A 20576-nucleotide genomic window follows, 5' to 3' on the forward strand; every position below is an offset into this window, starting at 1 on the left:
AGCTTATTCCAAAAAGAAGCGGGAACGGCCAATGCCGTTCCCGTTTTTATTTTATGCGCGGAAAATACGATAAGAACAATAGCTAACCATGCTGCGGATTTCAATTTGGAAACCATTAACGCGGCAACATTTCATCTGCTGTCGCCGAATTGAATCCAAGAAAACTTATCGGATATAGTTGCTTTGTCTCTGTTGTAAATATCCGAAATCCTTTCAAAAAATTGCAATATTAAACATTATGCTGGTAGGATAATTTACCTATGAGGGGTAGGAGACATCCTATAAAAGATTCTGAATACTACAGAGCCTCCACGTTTATTTATTCTCAGAAAACTTATGAAAAATAAATTCTTGAGATTTCTAGTCGTGGGTGGCGTGGCGACCGCTCTGCATTATTCCGTGATGGCAGTGCTGCATCTCGGCCTCGCGCTGTCGCCTGCCTTGTCTTCGGCAATCGGCTTTTCTGTCAGTTCGCTCTGTAATTATTTTCTGAACCGGCGTTTTACTTTTGGCAGTAATCAATCTCATCTGGTTGGCGTTCCCCGTTTCACCATTACCGCTGCCTGCGGCCTGATATTGAATCACCTGATTCTCTCGCTGGCGATGGCATTGGATGTCGGCGTCGTATTGGCACAGGTTTCCTCAACGGTCGGAGTAATCGTATGGAATTACTGCATCCACGGGGTATGGACGTTCAGAATGGCCAAAGCAGCAGGGCCTGCCCAACAGTAAGTCTCGTCCTGCCGTGCTTTAACGAGCAGGAGGTGCTTCCGGAAACGACCAGGCGCCTCGCAGCACTGCTCGAGCGCATGGAAGCAAACGGGCAATGCAGTGCGCGCAGCGCCATCTATTACGTCGACGATGGGAGCCGGGATACCACATGGACGCTCATCGAATCCTTTTCGCAGGCCGACATGCGCGTCTGCGGCGTCAAGCTCAGCCGGAACAAAGGGCACCAGAATGCCTTGCTGTGTGGCTTGATGACGGTGCCGGGCGATGTCCTGATCAGCCTGGACGCGGACTTGCAGGACGATCTCGATGTGATTCCGAAAATGCTGGACGCCTTCCGCGACGGATGCGAGATCGTGTATGCGGCGCGCAGCAAGCGCGATACCGATTCCTTTTTCAAGCGCCTGACCGCCGAAACCTATTACAAGGTGCTGGGAATGCTGGGCGTCCAGATTGTCTACAACCACGCCGATTTCAGGCTGATGAGCCGGCGTGCGATCGAGACGCTGCGCGAGTATGAGGAAACCCATCTGTTCCTGCGCGGCCTGATTCCCCAACTCGGGTATCGGACCTGCACCGTTGAATTCCAGCGGGCTCCCCGTTTTGCGGGCGAATCCAAATATCCGCTGTCGAAAATGCTGTCGCTGGCCTGGCAAGGGGTGACGTCCTTCACCGCCTATCCGTTGCGCCTGATTACCGGGGTCGGCGCCATCGTGTCGATCGCCAGCCTGGCGCTGGCCCTGTGGGCCCTGTCGGTGCGCCTGTTCGGCAGTACGGCCCTGCCGGGCTGGGCGTCGACCGTGATTCCCACATATTTCCTCGGCGGCATACAGCTGCTCAGCCTCGGCATCATCGGCGAATACCTCGCCAAGGTCTACGAGGCGATCAAGCGGAGGCCGCGCTTCCACGTCGAGGCGGTCTGCGGAAAAGAGTTCAGCCACATGCCCATCCTATGAAGAACCTGTCGAAAGAGACGGCCAGCAGCGTAGCGGAGATCGTCGGCCGCAAGGACGACCCCGTCGAGGAGGTACCGCTGCTGGGCAAGATACCGACCTGCCTGTTCGTCGCCTCCCTGCTGTTCTATTTGCTGGTGAGCGAAGGGATCAGGAATTACCTGTCTTTCCTGCTTGCCGCCGCAAAGCGGCTCATGGGGTAGGCAGATGACCATGCTCGCCTGCGTGTTGTACCTTTGCCTGTGCGGCTTTGTCGCGCTGCGCCTGCTCGGAAGGATCGTGGGGATGCGGCAGGTGGGCATCGCCATGCGCTTGCAACTGTTCATGGCACTGGCCTGCATCGTGTTCTATTCGAATTTCTTCTTGCTCGGCTATCTGTCGATGGTCCCGGGGGAGGGTGTCGTGAACGTTGGCTATGCCCTTGTCATGGCCGCGTTGATGGCAAGTGCGGCGTGGGTATTCCTGCCCGTGCCGCAAGCGGCCATGTTGACGGGGATGGCCGGGGGCGCGGGCATGCTGGCGTCGAACCGAACGGTCGCCGGCACCGCGCTGGTGTTTGCGGCGGCCGGCGTCGTCTCGATGTTCGGTTTTCCGCAAGGTTTCGAGGTGTCCGCCTACCACCTTCCCACAGCCGTCGAAATCCTGCGCACCGCTACACTGCAGGCATGGGACGGCAACTTCCCGCACACCTTTCCCGCAAACGCGAGCATTTTCTGGGCGTTCTTCTTGAGCTTGTTCCCGGAGAGGGTCGTTTCGTCGGTCAACCTGCTGCTGCTCTTTCCGCTGGTCGTCGGCACCTATACGCTCAGCCGGCTGGCCGGCGCCGACCGCAATGCCTCGCTGCTCGTGTCCTGCGGCCTGTTGTCGGTGCCGATGATCGCCTTTTCCTCCGTCGAGCTGAGCGCGGATATTGGCGGGATCGCCTTCATCGTCCTGGCCATGTCCTTCGCACTGGGCCAGGGTATCGAACGCAGGGCGGCGATGGCGCTGGCGGGCGCCTGCGCCGGCCTCGCATTCGGCTTCAAGAGCGTGCACCTCATCGGGATGGCATGCATTGGCCTGGTCGTCCTCGCCGATCCGGTGTCGCCTGGGCTGGAGGAAAGGCGGACGTGGCGCGACAAGATACTGCATGCCGCCATCTTCAGCGGTACGGCTGTGCTGGCCTGTAGTTTCTGGCTGGTGCGTAACTACCTCTCCTTCGACAATCCCTTTTACCCGGTCAGCCTGCCCCTGGTGGGCGAGCTGGCAGGCTGGGCCAAGGCGGCCGACGTCGACCTGACGCAGCGCCACGCCCTGCAGTTCGAGTGGGTACGCAGCCCCGGCGAATGGCTGGTCTACCCTTGGATCGAATGGCATGTGCTGGGCCAGAACTACAAGCACAGTTCCGGCCTCGGCGCCTTCTTCGCGGCGACCGTGCCCGCGTCGCTCGCCCTGGTGGCTGCCAGCGGCTTCGCAGGGAAAGGGAGGGCGAGGCAGGTGCGCTGGATCCTGCTGCTGGCGGTCGTCTTCGTCATCGGGACCTGGTGGCTGCTCGACGACCACCAGCCGCGCTACGCCCTGGCCGGGATCCCTTACTGCATGCCCCTGGTCGCCTGGGTCGTCAGCCAGGCGCACGTACGCTGGCGGCCGCTGCTCAACGGGGTGCTTGCCCTGTCGATTGCGCTCATGCTGGGCGTTTTCCTGTCGCGCGAGCTGGCCCTGTTCGCCAACAAGATCCTCCTGTCCGGGCAGACGACGCGTTCCCTGTACTACGAGTATCCGGAAGCGGTCGACGCGCTGCCCGCAGGCGCCAGGATACTCAACCTGGCGGGCCGCACCTGGCACTACCCGCTGGCCGGGGAGGGCTTGCGCAACGAAGTGGTCAGCACGCCGGAGGCGCGCCGCATGCTGGGCCTGCCGCCGGGCCTGGGTACGCCGCGCGCCGCAGCCCTGCAGTCTGCCGTGCTGCGCGAGAGGGGCGTCTCGCATCTGTTCGTGACCGGCGCGGTCTTGAGGCTCGACGGCTGCCTCGACCTCGAGGAGCAGGGACGCCTGGACCGCAACCCACACAATGGCGTCCTGCTGGCGTCTCCGCGCATTCTTTACGCGGTGCGCTATCGCACCGGGACCGAGTGCCGCGTCCACGATGCGGGGGCCTGATTACTTCAGGCTCCACACGTACTGGATCTTCGTCCATTCCTCGACCGGCTTGCCGCCGCGGGTCGCAGGGATGAAGGTGCACTTCTCGATGGCCAGGCGCGCCGCTTCGTCGAGCAAGGGGTCGCCGCTCGAACGGCTGACGCTGGACTGGCGGACCTCGCCGGTGCTGGCGACCTGGAAGGCGAGCGTCACCGTGCCCGTCGCCTTGCGTGCCAATGACTCCTTCGGGTATTCCGGCTTCCTGCACGAGTCGAATTTCGCGCGGGCCGGGGTGCTGGCGACCACGTCGGCGCCGCCGGCGGCATCGCGTTGCCCTTCGCCGACGAGGGATGTCTGCGCGCAACCGGCGAGGCCTGCGATGGCGAAGACAATGGCCGGGACCGCGGCCTTCCAGTTCGGTGCCTGCATGTCGGAATGGGGACGAAGCAATCGTGTGATGCGTGACATGAGATCTCCTCCGTTGGCCGCCTGGGCCAGGTGGTGGGTTGAGAACTGGAGGCGCTCCAGTTCGGAAAGGGCCAGGGCCAGGCGCCGCGGTTCGCCCAGTTGCCTTGCCGCGATATCGTCCGCGATCTGCTCGCGCTCGACACGGATGCGGTGCGAGAGCCACCAGACCACGGGGTGGTAGAACAGGATGGTTTCGATGAGGCTCTGCGCCAGGTTGACCAGGTAGTCGCAGCGGCGGATGTGGGCCAGTTCGTGGGCCAGCAGGGCTTCGAGCAGCTGCGGCGGCATGCCGGAGATCAGCGACGCCGGCACCAGCACCACGGGGCGCCACCAGCCGGCGGTCACGGGACTGGCGAGGGTGTCGACCACGCGCAGGCGCACGGCGCGCGTGATGCCGAAGCCGGCCGCCATCGCTTTCAGGCGCGCATTCCAGCGCGGATCGGTATGCTCGGTGCGCGCCGAACGGCCGATCCACACCAGGCCCAGCGCCATGCGCAGGCCGAGCAGGCTGGCGCAGAGCGCCCAGCCGGCGACGACCCAGGCCAGGTGGGCTTGCAGGAAGCCCTGCCAGCCGCCATCAGTGACGCCGGCGCCGGCGCCGGGCAGCATCTGCACCAGCAGGGCCGTGCCGCTGCCGGCCGCGCCGCCGTGCAGGCGCGCGGCCAGCTCGACCACCGGCCAGAGCAGGCACAGGAGAAGCGAGGTGCAGGCGATCGCATAGCGGGTCTGCGGCCGGCTGTGGCGGGTGCCGATCAGCGCGACGCCGGCCTCGAGGCCGACCAGGCAGCCTTGCCAGAGCGAGTCGAGCAGGACGACGCCGATGTGGCCGACGATCTCCTGGCCCGTCATTGCTTGTCCTCCTTCTGCTCGTCCTCCTTCAGCAGCTTCTCGATCTCGGCGCGTTCCTTCTTCGAGATGCCGCTCTTGAGCGCCGCGAGCACCAGCGCCTTGGCCGAGCCGGCGAAGGCCTTTTGCATCAGGTCCTTCAGCAGGTTGGTCTGCAGCGAATCCTGGGGCTGGGCCGGCGCGTAGACGTGCGAGCGCTCGCTCTCGTCGCGAATCAGGAGGCCCTTGGTGTGCATGATCTGCATGAGGCGCAGCACGGTCGCGTAGGTGACGTCGGGCCGGGTCTTCTGCATCGCCTCGTGCACCTGGCGCGCGGTGGCCGAGCCGAGCGGCCACAGGGTCTGCAGGAGATCGAGTTCGGCCGCTGTCGGCTTCGGGAGGTCGGGCTGGCTGGGCATGGCGATTCCTTCGGTTGCTGGCATGTTAATCTAGATTAGCTTGTCTAGAAAAGAATGTCTAGGACATTTCGCGTCGCGCGTTGGGCAAACTCCCGAGTCGACGCGGCCCGGGTGTGAAAACCGCACGCTCCTAAAAAAATAATAGACATGATTGTCTACATGAATCTATGCTTGGACATCGAGAACACAACAGGAGACCCCATGCTGAAACCACTCGCCCTCGTCATCGCCCTCGCGCTGCCGCTCCTGGCGCCGTCGGCAAGCGCCCAGGCTTCGCCGCTGCCCAGCTATCCCTTCGTGCACGTCAGCGCCGATGCCACGCGCTACACGACGCCGAACATCGGCGCGCTCGACTTCCTGGTGACGGCGCTGGACGCCGACCCGGCCCAGGCGCGGGCGACGATCGAAACCCGCATGGCCGAAGTGCGCGCCCTGCTGCAGGAGCAGGGCATCCCGCTCGAAGACCTGGAGACGCGCGACGTGCGCCGTGAGCCTGGCCGCAATGCGGCGGGGGAAGCGACGGCCCAGGAGCTGCGCGTCAGCGTGCACCTGATCGTGCGCGACCTGTCCAGGTGGCGCGCCGTGGTGGAGCCGCTGCTCGACAAGCCGAACCTGAACAGTTTCTCGACCTCCTTCGACCTCGTCGAGCGCGACCAGTTCGAGGCCGAGCTGATGGCCGACGCCCTGCGCGAGGCGCGCCGCCGCGCCGAGATCATCGCCAAGGGAGCGCGCCGCAAGCTGGGCGCGGTGACGGGCGTGACGCCGGGCGGCGTGAAGAACCTGGGCGCGGCGCTGGGGCTGGTGCGCACCGATTTCAGCTACCAGCGCGGCAAGCCGGCGAACGTCGGCGCGCGCGACTTCCTGCAGGTCGATGCGCTCAAGCTGATGCAGCCAGTGGACGTGGTGTTCCGGCTGGAGTAGGGCGGGACTTTACTTCTTCTCGATCTTGCCGTGCACCTCGTTCACCATCATCAGCGCGGCCGAGCCGTAGAACTTGTGGTATTCGGCCACCATTTCGCCGTGGATGATCACCGGGTCGGTCGCGACCCAGGCCTTGGCCGCCTCGATATCGGGCGTGTTGAGGACGAAGATGCCGCGCCGGCCTTCCTTGCCGTCGAGCGGGCCGGCCAGCACCAGCTTCTTGTCGGCGGCGAGCTTGCCCATGTTGGCGAAGTGGCCCTGGAACATCTGCTTGCGTGCCTCGCCATCGGCCATCTTGTTCGGGCCGGTCTTCAGGATCACCAGCACGTACTGGCGCATGCCGCGCTCGTCGGCGCCCAGGGATTTGGCCAGGTCGGCGTCGTAGGCGGGGGCGGTCTGGGCCGATACGGCGAAGGGCAGGGCGAGCAGGGTGGCGAGGGCAAGGGCGTGCAGGCGCATCGTGGTGTCTCCGGTGTGGTGATGGTGGCGCGAGCGTAGCACGGCGGTATGCGGGCGGCAACGGCAAGCCAGGGCGGAATCCCGACTCCACGCGTTACAACGTATCCCGTACGCACAATAAAAAACCGCGCCGAAGCGCGGTTCCTGGTGAAGCCGGCAGCCATCAAGCCGCTTCGCGCACCTTCTGCAGCGACTTCGGATCTTCGTCGACATAGGTGCCCGCCAGCACGGCGTCCATGCGGTCCTTGTCGAGTTCCTTTTCCCACTTCGACACCACCACCGAGGCCACGCCGTTGCCGACGAAGTTGGTCAGCGCGCGGCATTCGCTCATGAAGCGGTCGATACCCAGGATCAGCGCCATGCCGGCCACCGGGATGCTCGGCACCACGGCCAGGGTGGCGGCCAGGGTGATGAAGCCGGCGCCGGTGATGCCGGACGCGCCCTTCGAGGTCAGCATCGCCACAGCCAGGATGGTCAGCTGCTGGGTCATGGTCAGGTCGGTGTTGGTTGCCTGGGCAACGAACAGGGCGGCCATCGTCATGTAGATGTTGGTGCCGTCCAGGTTGAACGAGTAGCCGGTCGGCACGACCAGGCCCACCACCGACTTCGAGCAGCCCAGCTTTTCCAGCTTGCGCATCAGGGCCGGCAGGGCGCTTTCCGAGGAGCTGGTGCCGAGCACGATCAGCAGTTCTTCCTTGATGTAGGAGATGAACTTGAAGATCGAGAAGCCGGTCAGCTTGGCGATGGTGCCGAGCACGATGAAGACGAACAGGGCGCAGGTCAGGTAGAACGAACCCATCAGCTTTGCCAGCGGGACCAGCGAGGCCAGGCCGTATTTGCCGATGGTGAAGGCCATCGCACCGAAGGCGCCGATCGGGGCCAGCTTCATGACGATGTTCACGACGCCGAAGATCACGTGCGAGAAGTCTTCGATGATGCGGGTCGTCGCGCGGCCGCGCTCGCCCAGCATCGACAGCGCCACGCCGAACAGGATCGCGATCAGGAGCACCTGCAGGATGTCGCCCTTGGCGAAGGCATCGATGAAGGTGTTCGGGATGATGTTCATCAGGAAGTCCACCGTCGACTGCGATTTCGCCTTGTCGGTGTACTGCGCGATGGCGCTGGCGTCGAGGTGGGCGACGTCGACGTTGAAGCCGGCGCCCGGCTTGACGAGGTTGGCCACCATCAGGCCGATCACCAGCGCGAAGGTCGACACGACCTCGAAATAGAGCAGGGCCTTGCCGCCGACGCGGCCAACCTTCTTCATGTCCTGCATGCCGGCGATACCGGCGACCACGGTACAGAAGATCACCGGAGCGATGATCATCTTGATCAGCTTGATGAAGCCGTCGCCGAGGGGCTTCATCTTGGTGCCGAGCTCGGGGTAGAACACGCCGAGCAGGACGCCGAGCACGATGGCGAACAGCACCTGGACGTACAGGATTTTGTAGAAAGGCTTTTTCATGACGACTCTTCACGAGAGGGGAAAGTGTCGCCATGATCACGAATCGCCACATGTCACGCTATTGTGGATATCCCCAACCCGTGTGAATGGCAGTCATGCGCCTGGCTGATGATGCCGAGAAATCGCAGTAGTGTGAATAACAGCCATGCCGCTTGCGAATAGCGTAGGGTGGTCGGCTCCACCCGAACAGGTGAACAGACCTGACGTGTACGCCTGCGTTGCGTAACCCGGGCATTTAGCCCGCGTTACCCCACGCGTGCAACCCACACATGCAAGCACGCGGCAGATCCACAATTGGTTGAGCGCGTGGACGGCGCATACGCCGCGTGAATATCCGCATGAGGGTGGAGCCGTCCACCCTACGGATGCCGCCGCCTCCCGCCCACGCGCCGGATCACCCGCCCGTCGAACGCACGCCCAGGAAGGCCTTCACCTCGCTCTGGAAACGCTCCGGCTGATCCCACATGATGAAGTGCGCGCTGTCCGGGATGCGCTTGATCGTGAGCTGCCGGACCGGCGAGTAGGCCCCCTTGTAGCCGGCGTCGCACTGCTCTGCCGGGATCGGGACGCTCTTCGGCTGCACGTACAGCACGGTGACCGGCACCGTGATCTTCGGCAGCTCCGGAATCAGGTTGGTGACGATCAGCTCGCGGTAGGCACGCGCGCCGACGTCGACGTCGCTGGACTGCGAATCCGCGACCGCGACCGGCCGCATCGCCTCGGTGTTGACCATGCCGGCGATGGTCTCGCCGGTCGTTTTCGCGCGCAGCTCGGGGCTGGCGGCGCGGATGCGGGCCGCAAAACCGTCGGCGACCGCCTCCACCTTCTCGGGAGGAGCGCCGGGGCCCGCGAACAGCATGCCCATGTAAGGGAACATGTCGACCACCATCAGGCGCGAGAGCGCATCCGGATGGCGGCTGGCGAGCATCATGCCGATGGTGCCGCCCAGCGAGTGGCCGATCACGGCGGGCTGCTGCAGCTTCGCTTCGCGGATATAGCGTGCGATTTCGGCGGCCACCGGCGCGGCCACCGTGCCCTCCTTGTTGGCGCCGGTCGGCTGGCCGCCGAAGCCCGACACCTGCACCAGGTGGTAGCGGTAGCCTGGCACCGCGGCCACGGTCGAGGCCCAGGTGCGCGGCGAGGAATTCAGGCCGGGAATCAGCACGACGTCGGGCCCCGCGCCCTCGGTGCGCACCGTGATGCGGTCCGAGCTGAAGGGAGCGGCCAGCGCCGCGGTCAGCGGCAGGGCGAGTGCAAGGAGAGCTGCCGCGGACTTCAGGGCAGGGCGCGAATTTCGGGTAAGGCTCATCCAACCTCCTGGGATCGTCGATAGGGCGGCGACATGCCGTCCGGTGCCGGATGAGTATAGTACGGCCTTGCCCGGCGAAAGCTCTCGAAAACTCACTGCCGGCGGACCACCTTCCCGGCCTTCATCACGAAGCCCACCTTGCGCAGGGCCGCGATGTCGCTCGTGGGATCGCCCTCGACCGCTACCACGTCGGCGACCAGCCCCGGCGCCAGGCGGCCCAGGTCCTTGCCCTTGCCGAGGATGTCGGCCGCGACCACGGTGGCAGCGCGCAGCGCCTCGTTCGGCGTCATGCCGAGGCGGACCATCCATTCGAGCTCGCGCGCGTTGGTGCCGTGGGTGAAGACGCCGACATCGCTGCCGTTGCCGATGGTGACGCCGACCTTGCGCGCCAGCGCAAAGGCGCGCGCCGCCTCCTGCATCGCCGGGGTCGGCGCGCCGCCGCGCACGTGCTTCTGGAAGTACTCGCCGATCGCCTCGGGAGCGGTGAGCGTCGGGATGTAGGCGGTGCCGCGTTCCTTCATCAGGCGGAAGGTCGCCTCGCTGGCGCCGTAGCCGTGCTCGATGGTGTCGGCGCCGGCCAGCACCGCCATCCTGATGGCGTCGTCGCTGCTGGCGTGGGCGGCTACCTTGCGGCCAGTGACGTGGGCAGCCGCCACCATCGCCTTCATCTCCTCGAGCGTGAAGGTGGGGCGCGTCGTGCCGTCGACGCCGGTGCGGTAGTCGGCATAGAACTTGATCCAGTCGGCGCCGCGCGCAGCCTGTTCGCGCACGGCTTTGGTCACCTCGTCGACGCCGGTCGCGGGCTGGGCGCCGTAGGGAATCTCCATGTCGGGGCGGTAGCTGCGTTCGGCCGGGCCGTAGCTGAAGCTGGCCACGATCGCTTTTGTGGCGATCAGGAGGCGCGAGCCGTCGATGATGCCGCCCTCGATGGCGCGCTTGATGGCGACGTCGGCATAGTTGGCGCCTTCGGTGCCGAGGTCGCGCAGGGTCGTGAAGCCCGCCTGCAGGTTGTCGGCCGCGTGCTTGCCGGCGAGGAGGGTGCGGTACTCGACCTGCTCCTTGATCACCTGGTCGTCCCAGGTGGTTTCGTTATACGGGTGCAGGAGCACGTGCGAGTGCAGGTCGATCAGGCCGGGGATCAGGGTCTTGCCGGGCAGGGCGATGCGTTCGGCATCCGCCGGCACTGTCATGCGCGCCGCCGGGCCGACCTCCTTCACGCGCCCGTCCACCACCAGCACCGCCCAGCCGGCCTGCGGCTTACCTTCGCCGGTCCAGACGCGGTCGGCGCTGAGCAGGGTGCTGCGCGGTCCTGCTGCCTGCGCGGCCGCCGCAGCAATGAGGGTGAGGGTGGCGAGGGCGAGTTTCCTGGTCCAGCGGCGCATGGCGGTTCCCAAAGTATTGTGAAGATGCAATCATAGCGGAGGAGGGCGCGCCTGCGGCGTATGCTGGCGCCCAGGAACAGGAAAAGCCGAAAGATGAGTCAGGAAAATTCGCAGGTCGTGTCGCTGTTGAAGGAAGCCGTCGCGCTGCACCAGGCGGGCCGGCTGGACGAGGCGCAGGCGCGCTACCGCCAGGTGCTGGAATGGGCGCCCGGCCAGTTCGATGCGCTGCACCTGCTCGGCGTCGTCAAGCGCCAGCAGGGCGACGCGGCGGCGGCCGTGGAGCTGATCGGGCAGGCGCTGCGCGTCAACCCGGCGCAGGCGACGGTCCATTGCAACCTAGGCGCGGCGCTGCAGGACCTGGGACGGAGCAGCGAGGCGCTGGCCAGCTATGAGCGCGCCATCGCACTCCATCCCGGCTACGCGATGGCGCACTACAACCGCGGCAACGCCTTGCGCAAGCTCGGGCGGCTCTCGGAAGCCGTTGCCGCCTACGAGCGCGCTCTGTCGCTGAAACCGACCTACCCGGAAGCCTGGTGCAACCGCGCCGCCGCGCTGCTCGACCTGGGCGATGCGCAGGAAGCCCTGGCCAGCAGCGAACGGGCGCTCGCCGGCCGCCATACCTATGCCGAAGCGTCCTGCGTGCGCGCCAACGCCTTGTTCGCCCTGCGCGCCTTCGAGGAAGCGCTGGCAGGCTACGAGGACGCGCTGGCGCAGGACCCGAAGCTGCCCGAGGCCCACGCGGGACGCGGCCTGGCCCTGCTGCGGATCGAGCGTCCGCAGGAGGCGCTCGCCTGTTTCGACACCGCGCTGGCCTTGAACCCCGGACGCTGGCAGGGCCGTCAACAGCGTGGCGACGCGCTGCTGGCATTGGGCCGGCGCGAGGAAGCCATCGCCGCCTTCGAGGAGGCGCGCAGGCTGGCGCGCGAAGCCGGCGAGGATGCCGGCCAGGTCGACTTCGCGCTGGCGGCACTGGGCGTGGGCGAGGCGCCGCAGCGCGCGCCGGCAGCCTACGTGAAGGCCCTGTTCGACGGCTACGCGGGCCACTTCGACCGCCATCTCACCGAAAAGCTGGCCTACCGCACGCCGGCGCTGATCGGCGCGGCCCTGGACCGCCATGTGGCGGCGACCAACCTCGACACCGTGGACCTCGGCTGCGGCACGGGACTGTGCGCTCCCTTCCTGCGCCCCCGTTCGCGCAGCCTGGCCGGCGTCGACCTGTCCGGCAAGATGCTCGAGCAGGCGCGCGCGACCGGGCTGTACGACGAACTGGCCTGCGCCGACATCGAGGCCTGGCTGGGCACGCGGCATGCGGGCTTCGACATGGTCGTGGCGGCCGACGTGCTGGTGTACTTTGGGGATCTGGACACGCTGTTCGCGCGGGTACGCGCGGCGCTGCGGCCGGGAGGCTGGTTCTGCTTCTCGACCGAGGCAGGCGAGGGGGCTGACTTTTCGTTGCTGCCATCGAACCGCTATGCGCACTCGCTCGACTACCTGCGGCGTCTGGCGCGGGAGCACGGCTTCGCGCTGGTCGAAGCCGAGCGCGCGGCGGTGCGCAGCGAGCATGGCGTCGATGTACTCGGCCACTTGCTGGTGCTGCGTGCCGGCTAACAAAACGCGTGGAGTCAGGAGGCTCGGCGCCCCCCTCACACCCTACATCTGGCGCGATTCGTAGGGTGGAGTCCCGACTCCACGCGTTGCAAAGCCGGCAGAACCGGTCAGCCTTCCAGGAAAGGCAGCACGTGCGCCAGCAATTCCTCCGGCGCCTCTTCCGCAATGTAATGCCCGCAAGGCAGCGCCTCGCCACGCACATCGTCCGCGACCGCCTTCCACTCCTTGAGCGGATCGAAACAGCGGTGCACCACCCCTTGCGCTCCCCACAGCACCAGCAGCGGCAGCGCCAGCCGCGCACCCCGCTCGCGGTCGGCGCGGTCGTGCTCCAGGTCGATGCCGGCGGCGGCCCGGTAATCCTCGCACAGCCCATGCGCCGCGCCGGGCAGGGCCAGGCAGCGGCCGTATTCGGCCAGCGCGCGCGGATCGAAGACGCCGAGCCCGCCGCTGCGGCGCCCCATCACGTCGCGCACGTAGGCCTGCGGATCGGCCTCGATCAGGCGTTCGGGCAGGGGCGCCGGCTGGATCAGGAAGAACCAGTGCCAGTAGGCGCGCGCAAAGGCTTCGCCGGTCTGCGCGTACATGGCCAGGGTCGGCGCGATGTCGAGCAGCGCCATGCGCGAGACCTGCTCCGGATGGTCGGCCGCCAGGCGGTGCGCGACGCGTGCGCCGCGGTCGTGGGCCAGTACGGCGAAGCGCTCGAAGCCGAGCTGGCGCATCACCGACAGCGCGTCGGCGGCCATGGCGCGCTTGCTGTAGTTGGCGTGGTCCGGGTCGCCGGGGGGCTTGGACGAATCGCCGTAGCCGCGCAGGTCGCAGGCCACCACCGTGTAGCGCTCCGCCAGCCGCGGCGCCACCCGGTGCCAGATGACGTGGGTCTGCGGATGGCCGTGCAGGAGCAGCAGGGGCGGACCGCTGCCGCCGACGACCGCATGGATGTCGATGCCTGGCGCGGTCGTGAAGCGTTCGCTGCGAAAGCCGGGGAAGAGAGGGTTGGTCGTCATGGGCAGGGTCGCGAAAGGGTATGGATGGGTGTGGCAGCCGTGCGATAGTCTACACCGCGCTTCGGTATAGTCCGACCATGCCCACCTCTCCGCACTACCCCAGCACCCCGGACGGACGCTACTTCGTCGTGGACGGCCGCCTCTGGCGAACGAGCAATCCGCAGCTCGCGCCCGAGGAGCGCCAGCGCCTGGTCGACCAGCTCATGAGCGCGCGCAGGCAGGTCGGCGCCGCGAAAAAGGCGGGCGATCCCGAGGCCGAGCGCAGCGCCCGCGCGGCCGTCGATGCGGCCAAGCGCGCCCTCGGCGAACGCGGGCCCGTATGGTGGCTTGACGGCGCGCCAGACTTCAACCGGCGCATGGTGAAGAACACGCCCTACGCGGACTGGTATGCCGGGCTGTCTGCTGCCTAGCTGCCGACGCTTGGCTGGCTGGCGGGTACCTCCAGCAGGGCGCGCGTCACGGCCCGGTTGCGCCGCATGAGGCGGAAGGTGCGATAGCCGGCGATACCGGCGATGAGCGCGCCGACCGACGCCGCCAGCAGCTCGCCGCCGAACACCAGCGCGCCGACCGTGAAGAACGGCCCGTACAGGATGATCTGGAAGGCCTGCGACCACAGGAAGGATGCGGTGGATTCGGACAGCGTGACGCCGGGGAGGGCGAGGTTGCGCCAGCCCAGCACGGTCGCCCAATTGCCGGGCTCGGCAAAAGCGATCGCAAAGGTGGAGCCCGAGCGCGGTACCGTCCCGCCCAGGATATTCATGCCATACCAGGCGCGGCCCGCGCTCCTGAAACTGAAGTCGCCGCGCGATCCCGCGACATCGAACACTTCGTCAAACTGGACTTGCTCGACGTGCATGAACCTCCCCGGCTGTTGAGAAAAGATTGCAGTTTACATCACCCTCGGGGACGCGGCTCCGATTTTACGGAAACCTCACTGCGAAGAAACCGAAGCGGCGCCCCGTCCACTTATTTCCTTGACGAAGTGTCGGCTATCTTTACATACCGCCGGTCTCAAATTTCGTGCTGTTAAGACTTCGCCGGCAAGCGAGCATGCGGCTCATAGCACGGCCGCGAAATCTCATGCGCTTGGCATATTTTATGCGACGCGCATCCTTGCATCAAAAAACGGTCGCCTCGGGGCGCCAACACCGCGCTTCCTCGTGCGAAACCTCTTCAAAACAATGCCGACCGGCACTTAGCGCCGGCGGATCTGGGGGATTACGATGTCAATATCATGCGCTGGAAGAAGTGCAGCGAGGAAGGGGCCGGCCCTGGCCCTGACGATGCTGTTGGGGATGGCCGCGCCCTTTGCCGCGGCCGATACGATTCCGACCGAAATGCTCGACCCGAACCTGCGGGTCACGACCTGGCTTGGCGGCGGGCTGGTGCAGCCGATCGGGATCGCCTTCATCGGCCAGGACGACGCCTTCATCCTGGAAAAGGGCAGCGGCCTGGTCAAGCGGGTCACCGGCGGCGTGCTGCAAAGTACCCCGGTGCTCGACCTGGCCGTCAACTCGGCGTCGGAGCGGGGCCTGCTGGCCATGGCGCTGCATCCGGATTTTCCGGCCGTGCCCTTCGTCTACATCCGCTGGACCGAGAGTTCGACCGGGGCCGATACGGCGGTGCTGAGCGAGGTGCCGCTGATGGGCAACCGGGTCGACCGCTTCACCTGGGACGGCACGCGCCTGCGCATGGACCCGAACTTCCGCACCATCCGCCTGCGCGCGCGCCAGACCGACAACCTGCCGGTGCCCGGCCACGCGGACGCGGTCAACACGGTCGAACGGGGCAACCACAACGGCGGCCCGATCCGCTTCGGGCCGGACGGCAAGCTGTACGTCTTCACCGGCGACCTGGGGCGGCGCGGGCAGATGCAGAACCTGGCGAACGGGCCCTTCCTGACGCCATCCTTCCTCGACGACACCCTGGGCGGGCCTCAGCCCGACAGCGCCCACCTGTCGGGCGTGGTGCAGCGCTTTAACGACGACGGCTCGACGCCAGCCGACAATCCCTTCTTCGGCGCCGGCGCCATCATGGGCGGCGACGTCGGGCGCACCGTGCAGACCGTGTTCTCCTACGGCCACCGCAACGGCTTCGGCATGGCCTTCGATCCCTACAGCCGCTTCCTGTGGCTGACCGAGAACTCGGACGATGCCTTCAGTGAATTGAACCGCGTGGTGCCGGGCATGAACGGCGGCTGGATCCAGGCGATGGGGCCGATGAGCCGCATCGCCCAGTTCAAGCAGATCGAGACCACGATGTTCGGCAGCTCGCTGCAGCAGGTGCGCTATCCGCCGACCCGCATCGCCTACACCTCCAGCCTGGCGCGCTCGCGCCTGTTCATGCTGCCGGGTGCGCGCTACGTCGATCCGCAGTTCAGCTGGCGCTACGAAGTCGGTCCCTCGGGCACGGCCTTCGTGCGCGGCAATGCGCTCGGCAGGGAGTACGACGGCACCCTGTGGATCGGTTCCTCGCGGCCTTTCGCGCCGACCGGCACCACCGGCGGCAGCCTGTATCGCATGCGCCTGAGCACCAGCCGGCTCTCCATCAACACCAGCGCCGACCCGCGCCTGGCCGACAAGGTGGCCGACAACCTGAACAAATTCGAGCCGACCGAAAGCGAGACCCTGCTGATCGGCAGGGGCTTCGGCGTCACGCCGTCGATCGAACAGGGACCGGACGGCAACCTGTACGTGGTCTCGATCACCGACGGCGTCGTCTACCGCATCAGCCGCGCCACCGCCACCACTTCGAGGAGCAAATAATGAGGACATCCTTTACACGGCTTGCGGCCGGCATGGCCGCCTCGCTGGCGTTTGCGTTGGCGGCGGCGCCGGCCCATGCGGTCCCGATGGTCAACGGCGGCTTCGAGGAGGGCCTGGACGGCTGGACCGTGCTCGACCAGGTCGGCAGCGACGGCCGCTTCCGGCTGCAGTCCGGCACCACCAGCCCGCGCACCGGCACCGCGGTCCCGGCCCCGCCCGAGGGGAGCAATGCGGCGATGACCGACGGCCAGGCCGGCGGCAGCCACATCCTCTACCAGGACTTCAGCCAGGACAGCGCCGTCGCCCGCGCGATATTGAGCTTCGACCTCTTCATCGGCAACCGGGCCGACGCCTTCTACCTGCCGGCCACCCCCACGCTCGACTGGGCGACGGTGGTGCTGAACCAGCAGGCGCGGGCGGACATCCTGGTCGGGGGCAGCGATCCGTTCAGCATGGCGGCTGCCGACCTGTTGATGAACCTGTTCGCGACCGGGCTCACCGATCCGCTGGTGTCGGGCTATAACCGCGTCTCGGTCGACATCACCGACCTGCTCAACGCCAACCTGGGCGCGACCCTGCGCCTGCGCTTCGCCGAGGTCGACAACGTCGCGCCGTTCCAGTTCGGCGTGGACAACGTGGTGCTCGCCATCGGCGGCCCGGCCGAGGTGCCGGAACCGGCCTCGCTGGCCCTGCTGCTGGCCGGGCTGGCGGCGGGCGGGCTGGCTGCGCGCAGGCGCCGGTCCTAGCATGGAATCCCGGGGCGACGCCAACCCGCCCCGGGTTTTTTCACGGTTACCGCGCGGCCGGCGCCAGGAGTAAACTGGGCGTATCAGCAGGAAGGAGGTGCGCCATGCGATTCATCCCGTTCGCGCTGCTCGCCAGCGCCGCCCTGTGTGCCCAGGCCGCGCCCGGGTTCGGCCGCCCCGTCGACCTCGACGCGCCCGGCGCCCTCGAGCGCGTGCGCCAGGACAAGCCCGCCCATGCCCATGCCATCGCCCGGATCCTGCGCGAAGCGCCCCAGCGCAAGCCCCAGGCCATCGCCGGCTGGGTGCGTACCGCGTTCGACGCCAGGATGGCTTCGGCCATGCTGGTCAAGACCAGCTACCCGCCCCAGGCCAGGCTCGAGTTCACGCTGGAAGACACGGCCTACCGCGCCACGGTCACGCTGCGCAATGTCGAGCCGGCGATGCATCCGGCCGACGGGCGCTGACGCCGCTCAGTCCATGAAGGCGTCCAGCTCGGCGGCGATCTGCTGCGCCAGCAGGTGGATGTGGTAGCCGTCGACGAAGCCGTGGTGGGCCTGCACCGAAAAGGGCAGCTGCAGGCGTCCGTCCAGGCCCTTCCTGAACTTGCCCCAGGCCAGGGAAGGGATGTCGGGTGAGCCGAGGGAGGCCGTCGGGTGCTGGATCGAGGTGAAGTCCAGCCAGGGAATGCAGGTGATGAAGACCTGGTCCTTCACGGCGCGCGGCGAGAGGGCGGCGTAGCGCTTGTTCAGCGCCGTCATGCTGCTTGCCTCCTCGCGCGCCGCGATGCCGCGCGCAACGAACTCGCGCAGGTCGTCGGACCAGTCGAACAAGGCGAAATTCAGGTCATCGTGCTGGTTCACCACCGTGAACGAGGGCAGCAGGCGGTCGATGCGGATCACCTCGCCCTCGAACACGCGGTAGCGGAAATTCTCGATCTTCAGCGTCGCGCGCAGCACCGCGCACAGCAGCACGTGGAAGGGCGCCAGGCCCTGCTGCTTGCACCAGGGGCGGTAGTCGGGCAGGTCGAGCGTGAAGCAGAGGTTGACCGCAGGACTGTCCATGCGGTCGAAGAGGTCGAAGCGGTCGCGCCGCCGTTCAAAGTGTTGCATGCGGATGTGGGCTGGTTACTGCGGAGCCCGGATTGTCGCATGGCGCAACATGCCGGGTGCGGTATCCACATGTCAATGCGTGGATGCCGCCCCGACCGTGGCCCGGCTTTATTGCGCCGCCCAACCCCCATCCATGTTCCAGGCCACGCCGCGCACCTGCGAACCTGCCGGCGAGCAGAAGAACACGGCCAGCGCGCCCAGTTCGTCGGGCGTGACGAATTCGCCCGACGGCTGTTTTTCGGCCAGCAGCGCGCGGCGGGCTTCGTCGTTCGACAGGTTCTCGCGCGCGGCGCGGTCGTCGACCTGCTTCTGCACCAGCGGGGTCAGCACCCAGCCCGGGCAGATGGCGTTGCAGGTGACGCCGGTCTGGGCCGTTTCCAGCGCGGTGACTTTGGTGAAGCCGACCAGACCGTGCTTGGCAGCGACATAGGCCGACTTCTGGCTTGATCCGACCAGGCCGTGGACCGAGGCCAGGTTGATGATGCGGCCCCAGTTTTTCTGCTTCATGCCGGGCAGGGCCAGGCGCGTGGTGTGGAAGGCCGAGGTGAGGTTGATGGCGATGATCGCGTCCCACTTCTCGACCGGGAAATCCTCGACTGCGGCCACGTGCTGGATGCCGGCGTTGTTGACAAGGATGTCGACGCCGCCGAACTTATCGGTAGCGAAACGCATCATCGCCTCGATCTGCGCGGGCTGCGACATGTCGGCGTTGTGGTAGGCGGTCTGGACGCCGAATTCCTGGCCGATGTCGGTGTACAGCTTCTCGATCTGCTGGGCGTCGCCGAAGCCGTTGAAGACGATGTTGGCGCCCTGTTCGGCCAGCGCACGGGCGATGCCGAGCCCGATGCCCGAGGTCGATCCGGTGACGAGCGCGGTTTTACCACTCAACATATTGGATTTCATTGTTTCCTCTGTAAGTTAGGGGTGTGCTGAAGTCTTCCTCGGAATTGGTAGAATTCTAATCGCACGGCCAGTTAAAATGTCGGCCGGGGCTGATGCAACCGACAATATTGTCAGGGTTCGGGAAAGGCAAGGGGCAGGCGATGACGACAGCGAGATGGAACAGCGTGCAGTGCAGCTCGCCCGCCGGCCTGCATCGCATGGCCTACAAGGAATGGGGCGACCCGGCCAACCCGCGGGTGCTGGTCTGCGTGCACGGCGTGACGCGCGTCGCCGACGATTTCGATGCCCTGGCCGCTGCCCTGTGCGACCACTACCGCGTGGTCTGCCCGGACGTGGCCGGGCGCGGGCGCTCGGAGCGCCTGCCCGACCCGCAGCTGTACGTGCTGCCGCAGTATGTGGCCGACATGGTGACCCTGGTGGCGCGCGCCACCGCCGGCGGGCCGGACCAGGTGCACTGGTTCGGCACCTCGATGGGCGGCCTGATCGGCATGGCGCTGGCCTCCCTGCCGGGCACGCCGGTCACGAAGCTGGTGCTCAACGATATCGGCCCGACCCTCGACGGCGCGGCGATGGCGCGGATCGCCGACTACATCGGCCAGGACCTGCGCTTCCCGGACTACGAGACGGGCGCGCGCTTCATCCGCGAGGTCTCGAACTCCTTCGGCCCGCACACGGAGGAGCAATGGAACAAGCTGGCCGGCGACGTGCTGCGCCAGGAAACGGACGGCGCCTGGGTGCGCCATTACGACCTGGCGCTGGCCGTGCCTTTCAAGGCCATGAGCGAAGAACGCGCGCAGCGCGACCAGGCCGCGCTGTGGCGGGCCTTCGACGCGATCGCCTGCCCGACGCTGCTGGTGCGCGGCGCGGAGTCCGACCTGCTCTCGCACGAGACGGCCGAGGAAATGACACGCCGCGGGCCGCGCCCGCGCCTGGTCGAGATCCCCGGTGTCGGCCATGCGCCGACCTTCGTGCAGCCGGACCAGATCGCGATTGCACGCGACTTTTTATTGAACTGAGTTTTTGAAAGAGAATATGGAAATCCAACGTCACCATGTAGGCAAGCGCCTGTCCGAAATCGCCGTCCACAACGGCACCGTCTACCTGGCCGGCCAGATCGCCGAAGACACCACCCAGGACATCGAAGGCCAGACACGCGAAGTGCTGGGCCACGTCGACCGCCTGCTCAACGAAGCCGGCAGCGACAAGACCTGCATCCTGATGTGCCAGATCTACATCGCCGACATGGCCCACTTCGCCGGCATGAACGCCGTCTACGACGAATGGGTCGCCCAGGGCCACACGCCGCCGCGCGCCACCGTCGAAGCGAAGCTTGCCAACCCGGCCTGCCTGGTGGAGATCGTCGTCACCGCCGCTCTGCGCTAAGCGGTCGACC

Annotated in this window: 22 protein-coding genes; 12 read left to right on the forward strand and 10 right to left on the reverse strand. The window is 66.4% G+C overall.

The window, feature by feature from the left end:
- Window positions 1-336: 336 nt before the first annotated feature.
- Genes ACWCIA_RS06780 through ACWCIA_RS06795 form a run of 4 tightly spaced genes read left to right on the forward strand, consistent with a single transcriptional unit; the run spans window position 337 to window position 3821 of the window.
- Window positions 337-732, forward strand: coding sequence for a GtrA family protein (locus ACWCIA_RS06780; protein ID WP_454161833.1), 396 nt, complete (start codon window positions 337-339; stop codon window positions 730-732).
- Window positions 663-1685 carry a glycosyltransferase family 2 protein gene (locus ACWCIA_RS06785; protein ID WP_454161834.1) on the forward strand — a complete coding sequence of 341 codons (1023 nt, stop codon included), beginning with the start codon at window positions 663-665 and terminating at the stop codon, window positions 1683-1685. Before ACWCIA_RS06780 ends, ACWCIA_RS06785 begins: the two co-directional genes overlap by 70 nt.
- On the forward strand, window positions 1682-1885 hold the full coding sequence (locus ACWCIA_RS06790) for a hypothetical protein (RefSeq protein WP_454161835.1): 204 nt from the start codon (window positions 1682-1684) through the stop codon (window positions 1883-1885). The genes ACWCIA_RS06785 and ACWCIA_RS06790 overlap by 4 nt, the downstream gene beginning before the upstream one ends.
- Window positions 1886-1889: 4 nt before the next feature.
- On the forward strand, window positions 1890-3821 hold the full coding sequence (locus ACWCIA_RS06795; protein WP_454161836.1) for a hypothetical protein: 1932 nt from the start codon (window positions 1890-1892) through the stop codon (window positions 3819-3821).
- Here the strand turns inward: ACWCIA_RS06795 and ACWCIA_RS06800 are convergent, their stop codons facing one another.
- Window positions 3822-5117, reverse strand: coding sequence for a M56 family metallopeptidase (locus ACWCIA_RS06800; RefSeq protein WP_454161837.1), 1296 nt, complete (start codon window positions 5115-5117; stop codon window positions 3822-3824).
- Entirely contained in the window at window positions 5114-5512 is a 399-nt protein-coding gene (locus ACWCIA_RS06805) for a BlaI/MecI/CopY family transcriptional regulator (protein WP_454161838.1), read from the reverse strand. Before ACWCIA_RS06805 ends, ACWCIA_RS06800 begins: the two co-directional genes overlap by 4 nt.
- Before the next feature lie 201 nt (window positions 5513-5713).
- Between ACWCIA_RS06805 and ACWCIA_RS06810 the strand changes: the two genes are divergently transcribed.
- Window positions 5714-6433, forward strand: a complete 720-nt coding sequence (locus ACWCIA_RS06810; RefSeq protein ID WP_454161839.1) for an SIMPL domain-containing protein — start codon at window positions 5714-5716, stop codon at window positions 6431-6433.
- A 9-nt stretch (window positions 6434-6442) separates the two neighbouring features.
- Here ACWCIA_RS06810 and ACWCIA_RS06815 read toward each other — a convergent pair whose 3' ends face one another.
- From ACWCIA_RS06815 to ACWCIA_RS06830, 4 genes are all read right to left on the reverse strand, one after another.
- Entirely contained in the window at window positions 6443-6892 is a 450-nt protein-coding gene (locus ACWCIA_RS06815) for a YciI family protein (protein WP_454161840.1), read from the reverse strand.
- 163 nt (window positions 6893-7055) lie between these two features.
- Window positions 7056-8357 carry a dicarboxylate/amino acid:cation symporter gene (locus ACWCIA_RS06820; RefSeq protein WP_454161841.1) on the reverse strand — a complete coding sequence of 434 codons (1302 nt, stop codon included), beginning with the start codon at window positions 8355-8357 and terminating at the stop codon, window positions 7056-7058.
- 394 nt (window positions 8358-8751) lie between these two features.
- A complete protein-coding gene (locus tag ACWCIA_RS06825; protein WP_454161842.1) occupies window positions 8752-9666 on the reverse strand; it encodes an alpha/beta fold hydrolase in 915 nt (304 codons plus the stop codon).
- A gap of 92 nt (window positions 9667-9758) precedes the next feature.
- Window positions 9759-11048: an amidohydrolase family protein gene (locus tag ACWCIA_RS06830; RefSeq protein WP_454161843.1), complete on the reverse strand. Its 1290-nt coding sequence runs from the start codon at window positions 11046-11048 to the stop codon at window positions 9759-9761.
- A gap of 93 nt (window positions 11049-11141) precedes the next feature.
- On the opposite strand from ACWCIA_RS06830, the gene ACWCIA_RS06835 reads away from it, so the two are divergent.
- The gene (locus ACWCIA_RS06835; RefSeq protein ID WP_454161844.1) at window positions 11142-12656 is read left to right on the forward strand and encodes a tetratricopeptide repeat protein; all 1515 of its coding nucleotides are present in this window, start codon (window positions 11142-11144) and stop codon (window positions 12654-12656) included.
- Between the two features lie 107 nt (window positions 12657-12763).
- Here ACWCIA_RS06835 and ACWCIA_RS06840 read toward each other — a convergent pair whose 3' ends face one another.
- Window positions 12764-13660 (reverse strand): alpha/beta fold hydrolase, encoded by an 897-nt coding sequence (locus ACWCIA_RS06840; RefSeq protein WP_454161845.1) that lies wholly within the window; start codon window positions 13658-13660, stop codon window positions 12764-12766.
- Window positions 13661-13737: 77 nt separating this feature from the next.
- On the opposite strand from ACWCIA_RS06840, the gene ACWCIA_RS06845 reads away from it, so the two are divergent.
- The gene (locus ACWCIA_RS06845) at window positions 13738-14070 is read left to right on the forward strand and encodes a hypothetical protein (RefSeq protein ID WP_454161846.1); all 333 of its coding nucleotides are present in this window, start codon (window positions 13738-13740) and stop codon (window positions 14068-14070) included.
- On the opposite strand, the gene ACWCIA_RS06850 is transcribed toward ACWCIA_RS06845, so the two are convergent.
- Window positions 14067-14516, reverse strand: a complete 450-nt coding sequence (locus ACWCIA_RS06850; protein ID WP_454161847.1) for a hypothetical protein — start codon at window positions 14514-14516, stop codon at window positions 14067-14069. The genes ACWCIA_RS06845 and ACWCIA_RS06850 overlap by 4 nt on opposite strands.
- A gap of 367 nt (window positions 14517-14883) precedes the next feature.
- Between ACWCIA_RS06850 and ACWCIA_RS06855 the strand changes: the two genes are divergently transcribed.
- From ACWCIA_RS06855 to ACWCIA_RS06865, 3 genes are all read left to right on the forward strand, one after another.
- A complete protein-coding gene (locus ACWCIA_RS06855) occupies window positions 14884-16425 on the forward strand; it encodes a PQQ-dependent sugar dehydrogenase (RefSeq protein ID WP_454161848.1) in 1542 nt (513 codons plus the stop codon).
- Entirely contained in the window at window positions 16425-17171 is a 747-nt protein-coding gene (locus tag ACWCIA_RS06860; RefSeq protein WP_454161849.1) for a PEP-CTERM sorting domain-containing protein, read from the forward strand. Before ACWCIA_RS06855 ends, ACWCIA_RS06860 begins: the two co-directional genes overlap by 1 nt.
- A gap of 104 nt (window positions 17172-17275) precedes the next feature.
- Complete coding sequence (locus ACWCIA_RS06865) at window positions 17276-17635, forward strand: hypothetical protein (RefSeq protein WP_454161850.1); 360 nt, start codon at window positions 17276-17278, stop codon at window positions 17633-17635.
- A 6-nt stretch (window positions 17636-17641) separates the two neighbouring features.
- On the opposite strand, the gene ACWCIA_RS06870 is transcribed toward ACWCIA_RS06865, so the two are convergent.
- Window positions 17642-18280: a CatA-like O-acetyltransferase gene (locus tag ACWCIA_RS06870; RefSeq protein ID WP_454161851.1), complete on the reverse strand. Its 639-nt coding sequence runs from the start codon at window positions 18278-18280 to the stop codon at window positions 17642-17644.
- A 108-nt stretch (window positions 18281-18388) separates the two neighbouring features.
- Window positions 18389-19183, reverse strand: a complete 795-nt coding sequence (locus ACWCIA_RS06875) for a 3-hydroxybutyrate dehydrogenase (protein ID WP_454161852.1) — start codon at window positions 19181-19183, stop codon at window positions 18389-18391.
- Window positions 19184-19323: 140 nt separating this feature from the next.
- Here ACWCIA_RS06875 and ACWCIA_RS06880 point away from each other — a divergent pair, with 140 nt between their 5' ends.
- Both ACWCIA_RS06880 and ACWCIA_RS06885 read left to right on the forward strand, forming a co-directional pair.
- Complete coding sequence (locus ACWCIA_RS06880; protein WP_454161853.1) at window positions 19324-20199, forward strand: alpha/beta fold hydrolase; 876 nt, start codon at window positions 19324-19326, stop codon at window positions 20197-20199.
- Between the two features lie 16 nt (window positions 20200-20215).
- Window positions 20216-20566, forward strand: coding sequence for a RidA family protein (locus tag ACWCIA_RS06885; RefSeq protein ID WP_454161854.1), 351 nt, complete (start codon window positions 20216-20218; stop codon window positions 20564-20566).
- Window positions 20567-20576: the final 10 nt, after the last annotated feature.

Source organism: Massilia sp. SYSU DXS3249 (assembly GCF_053668055.1).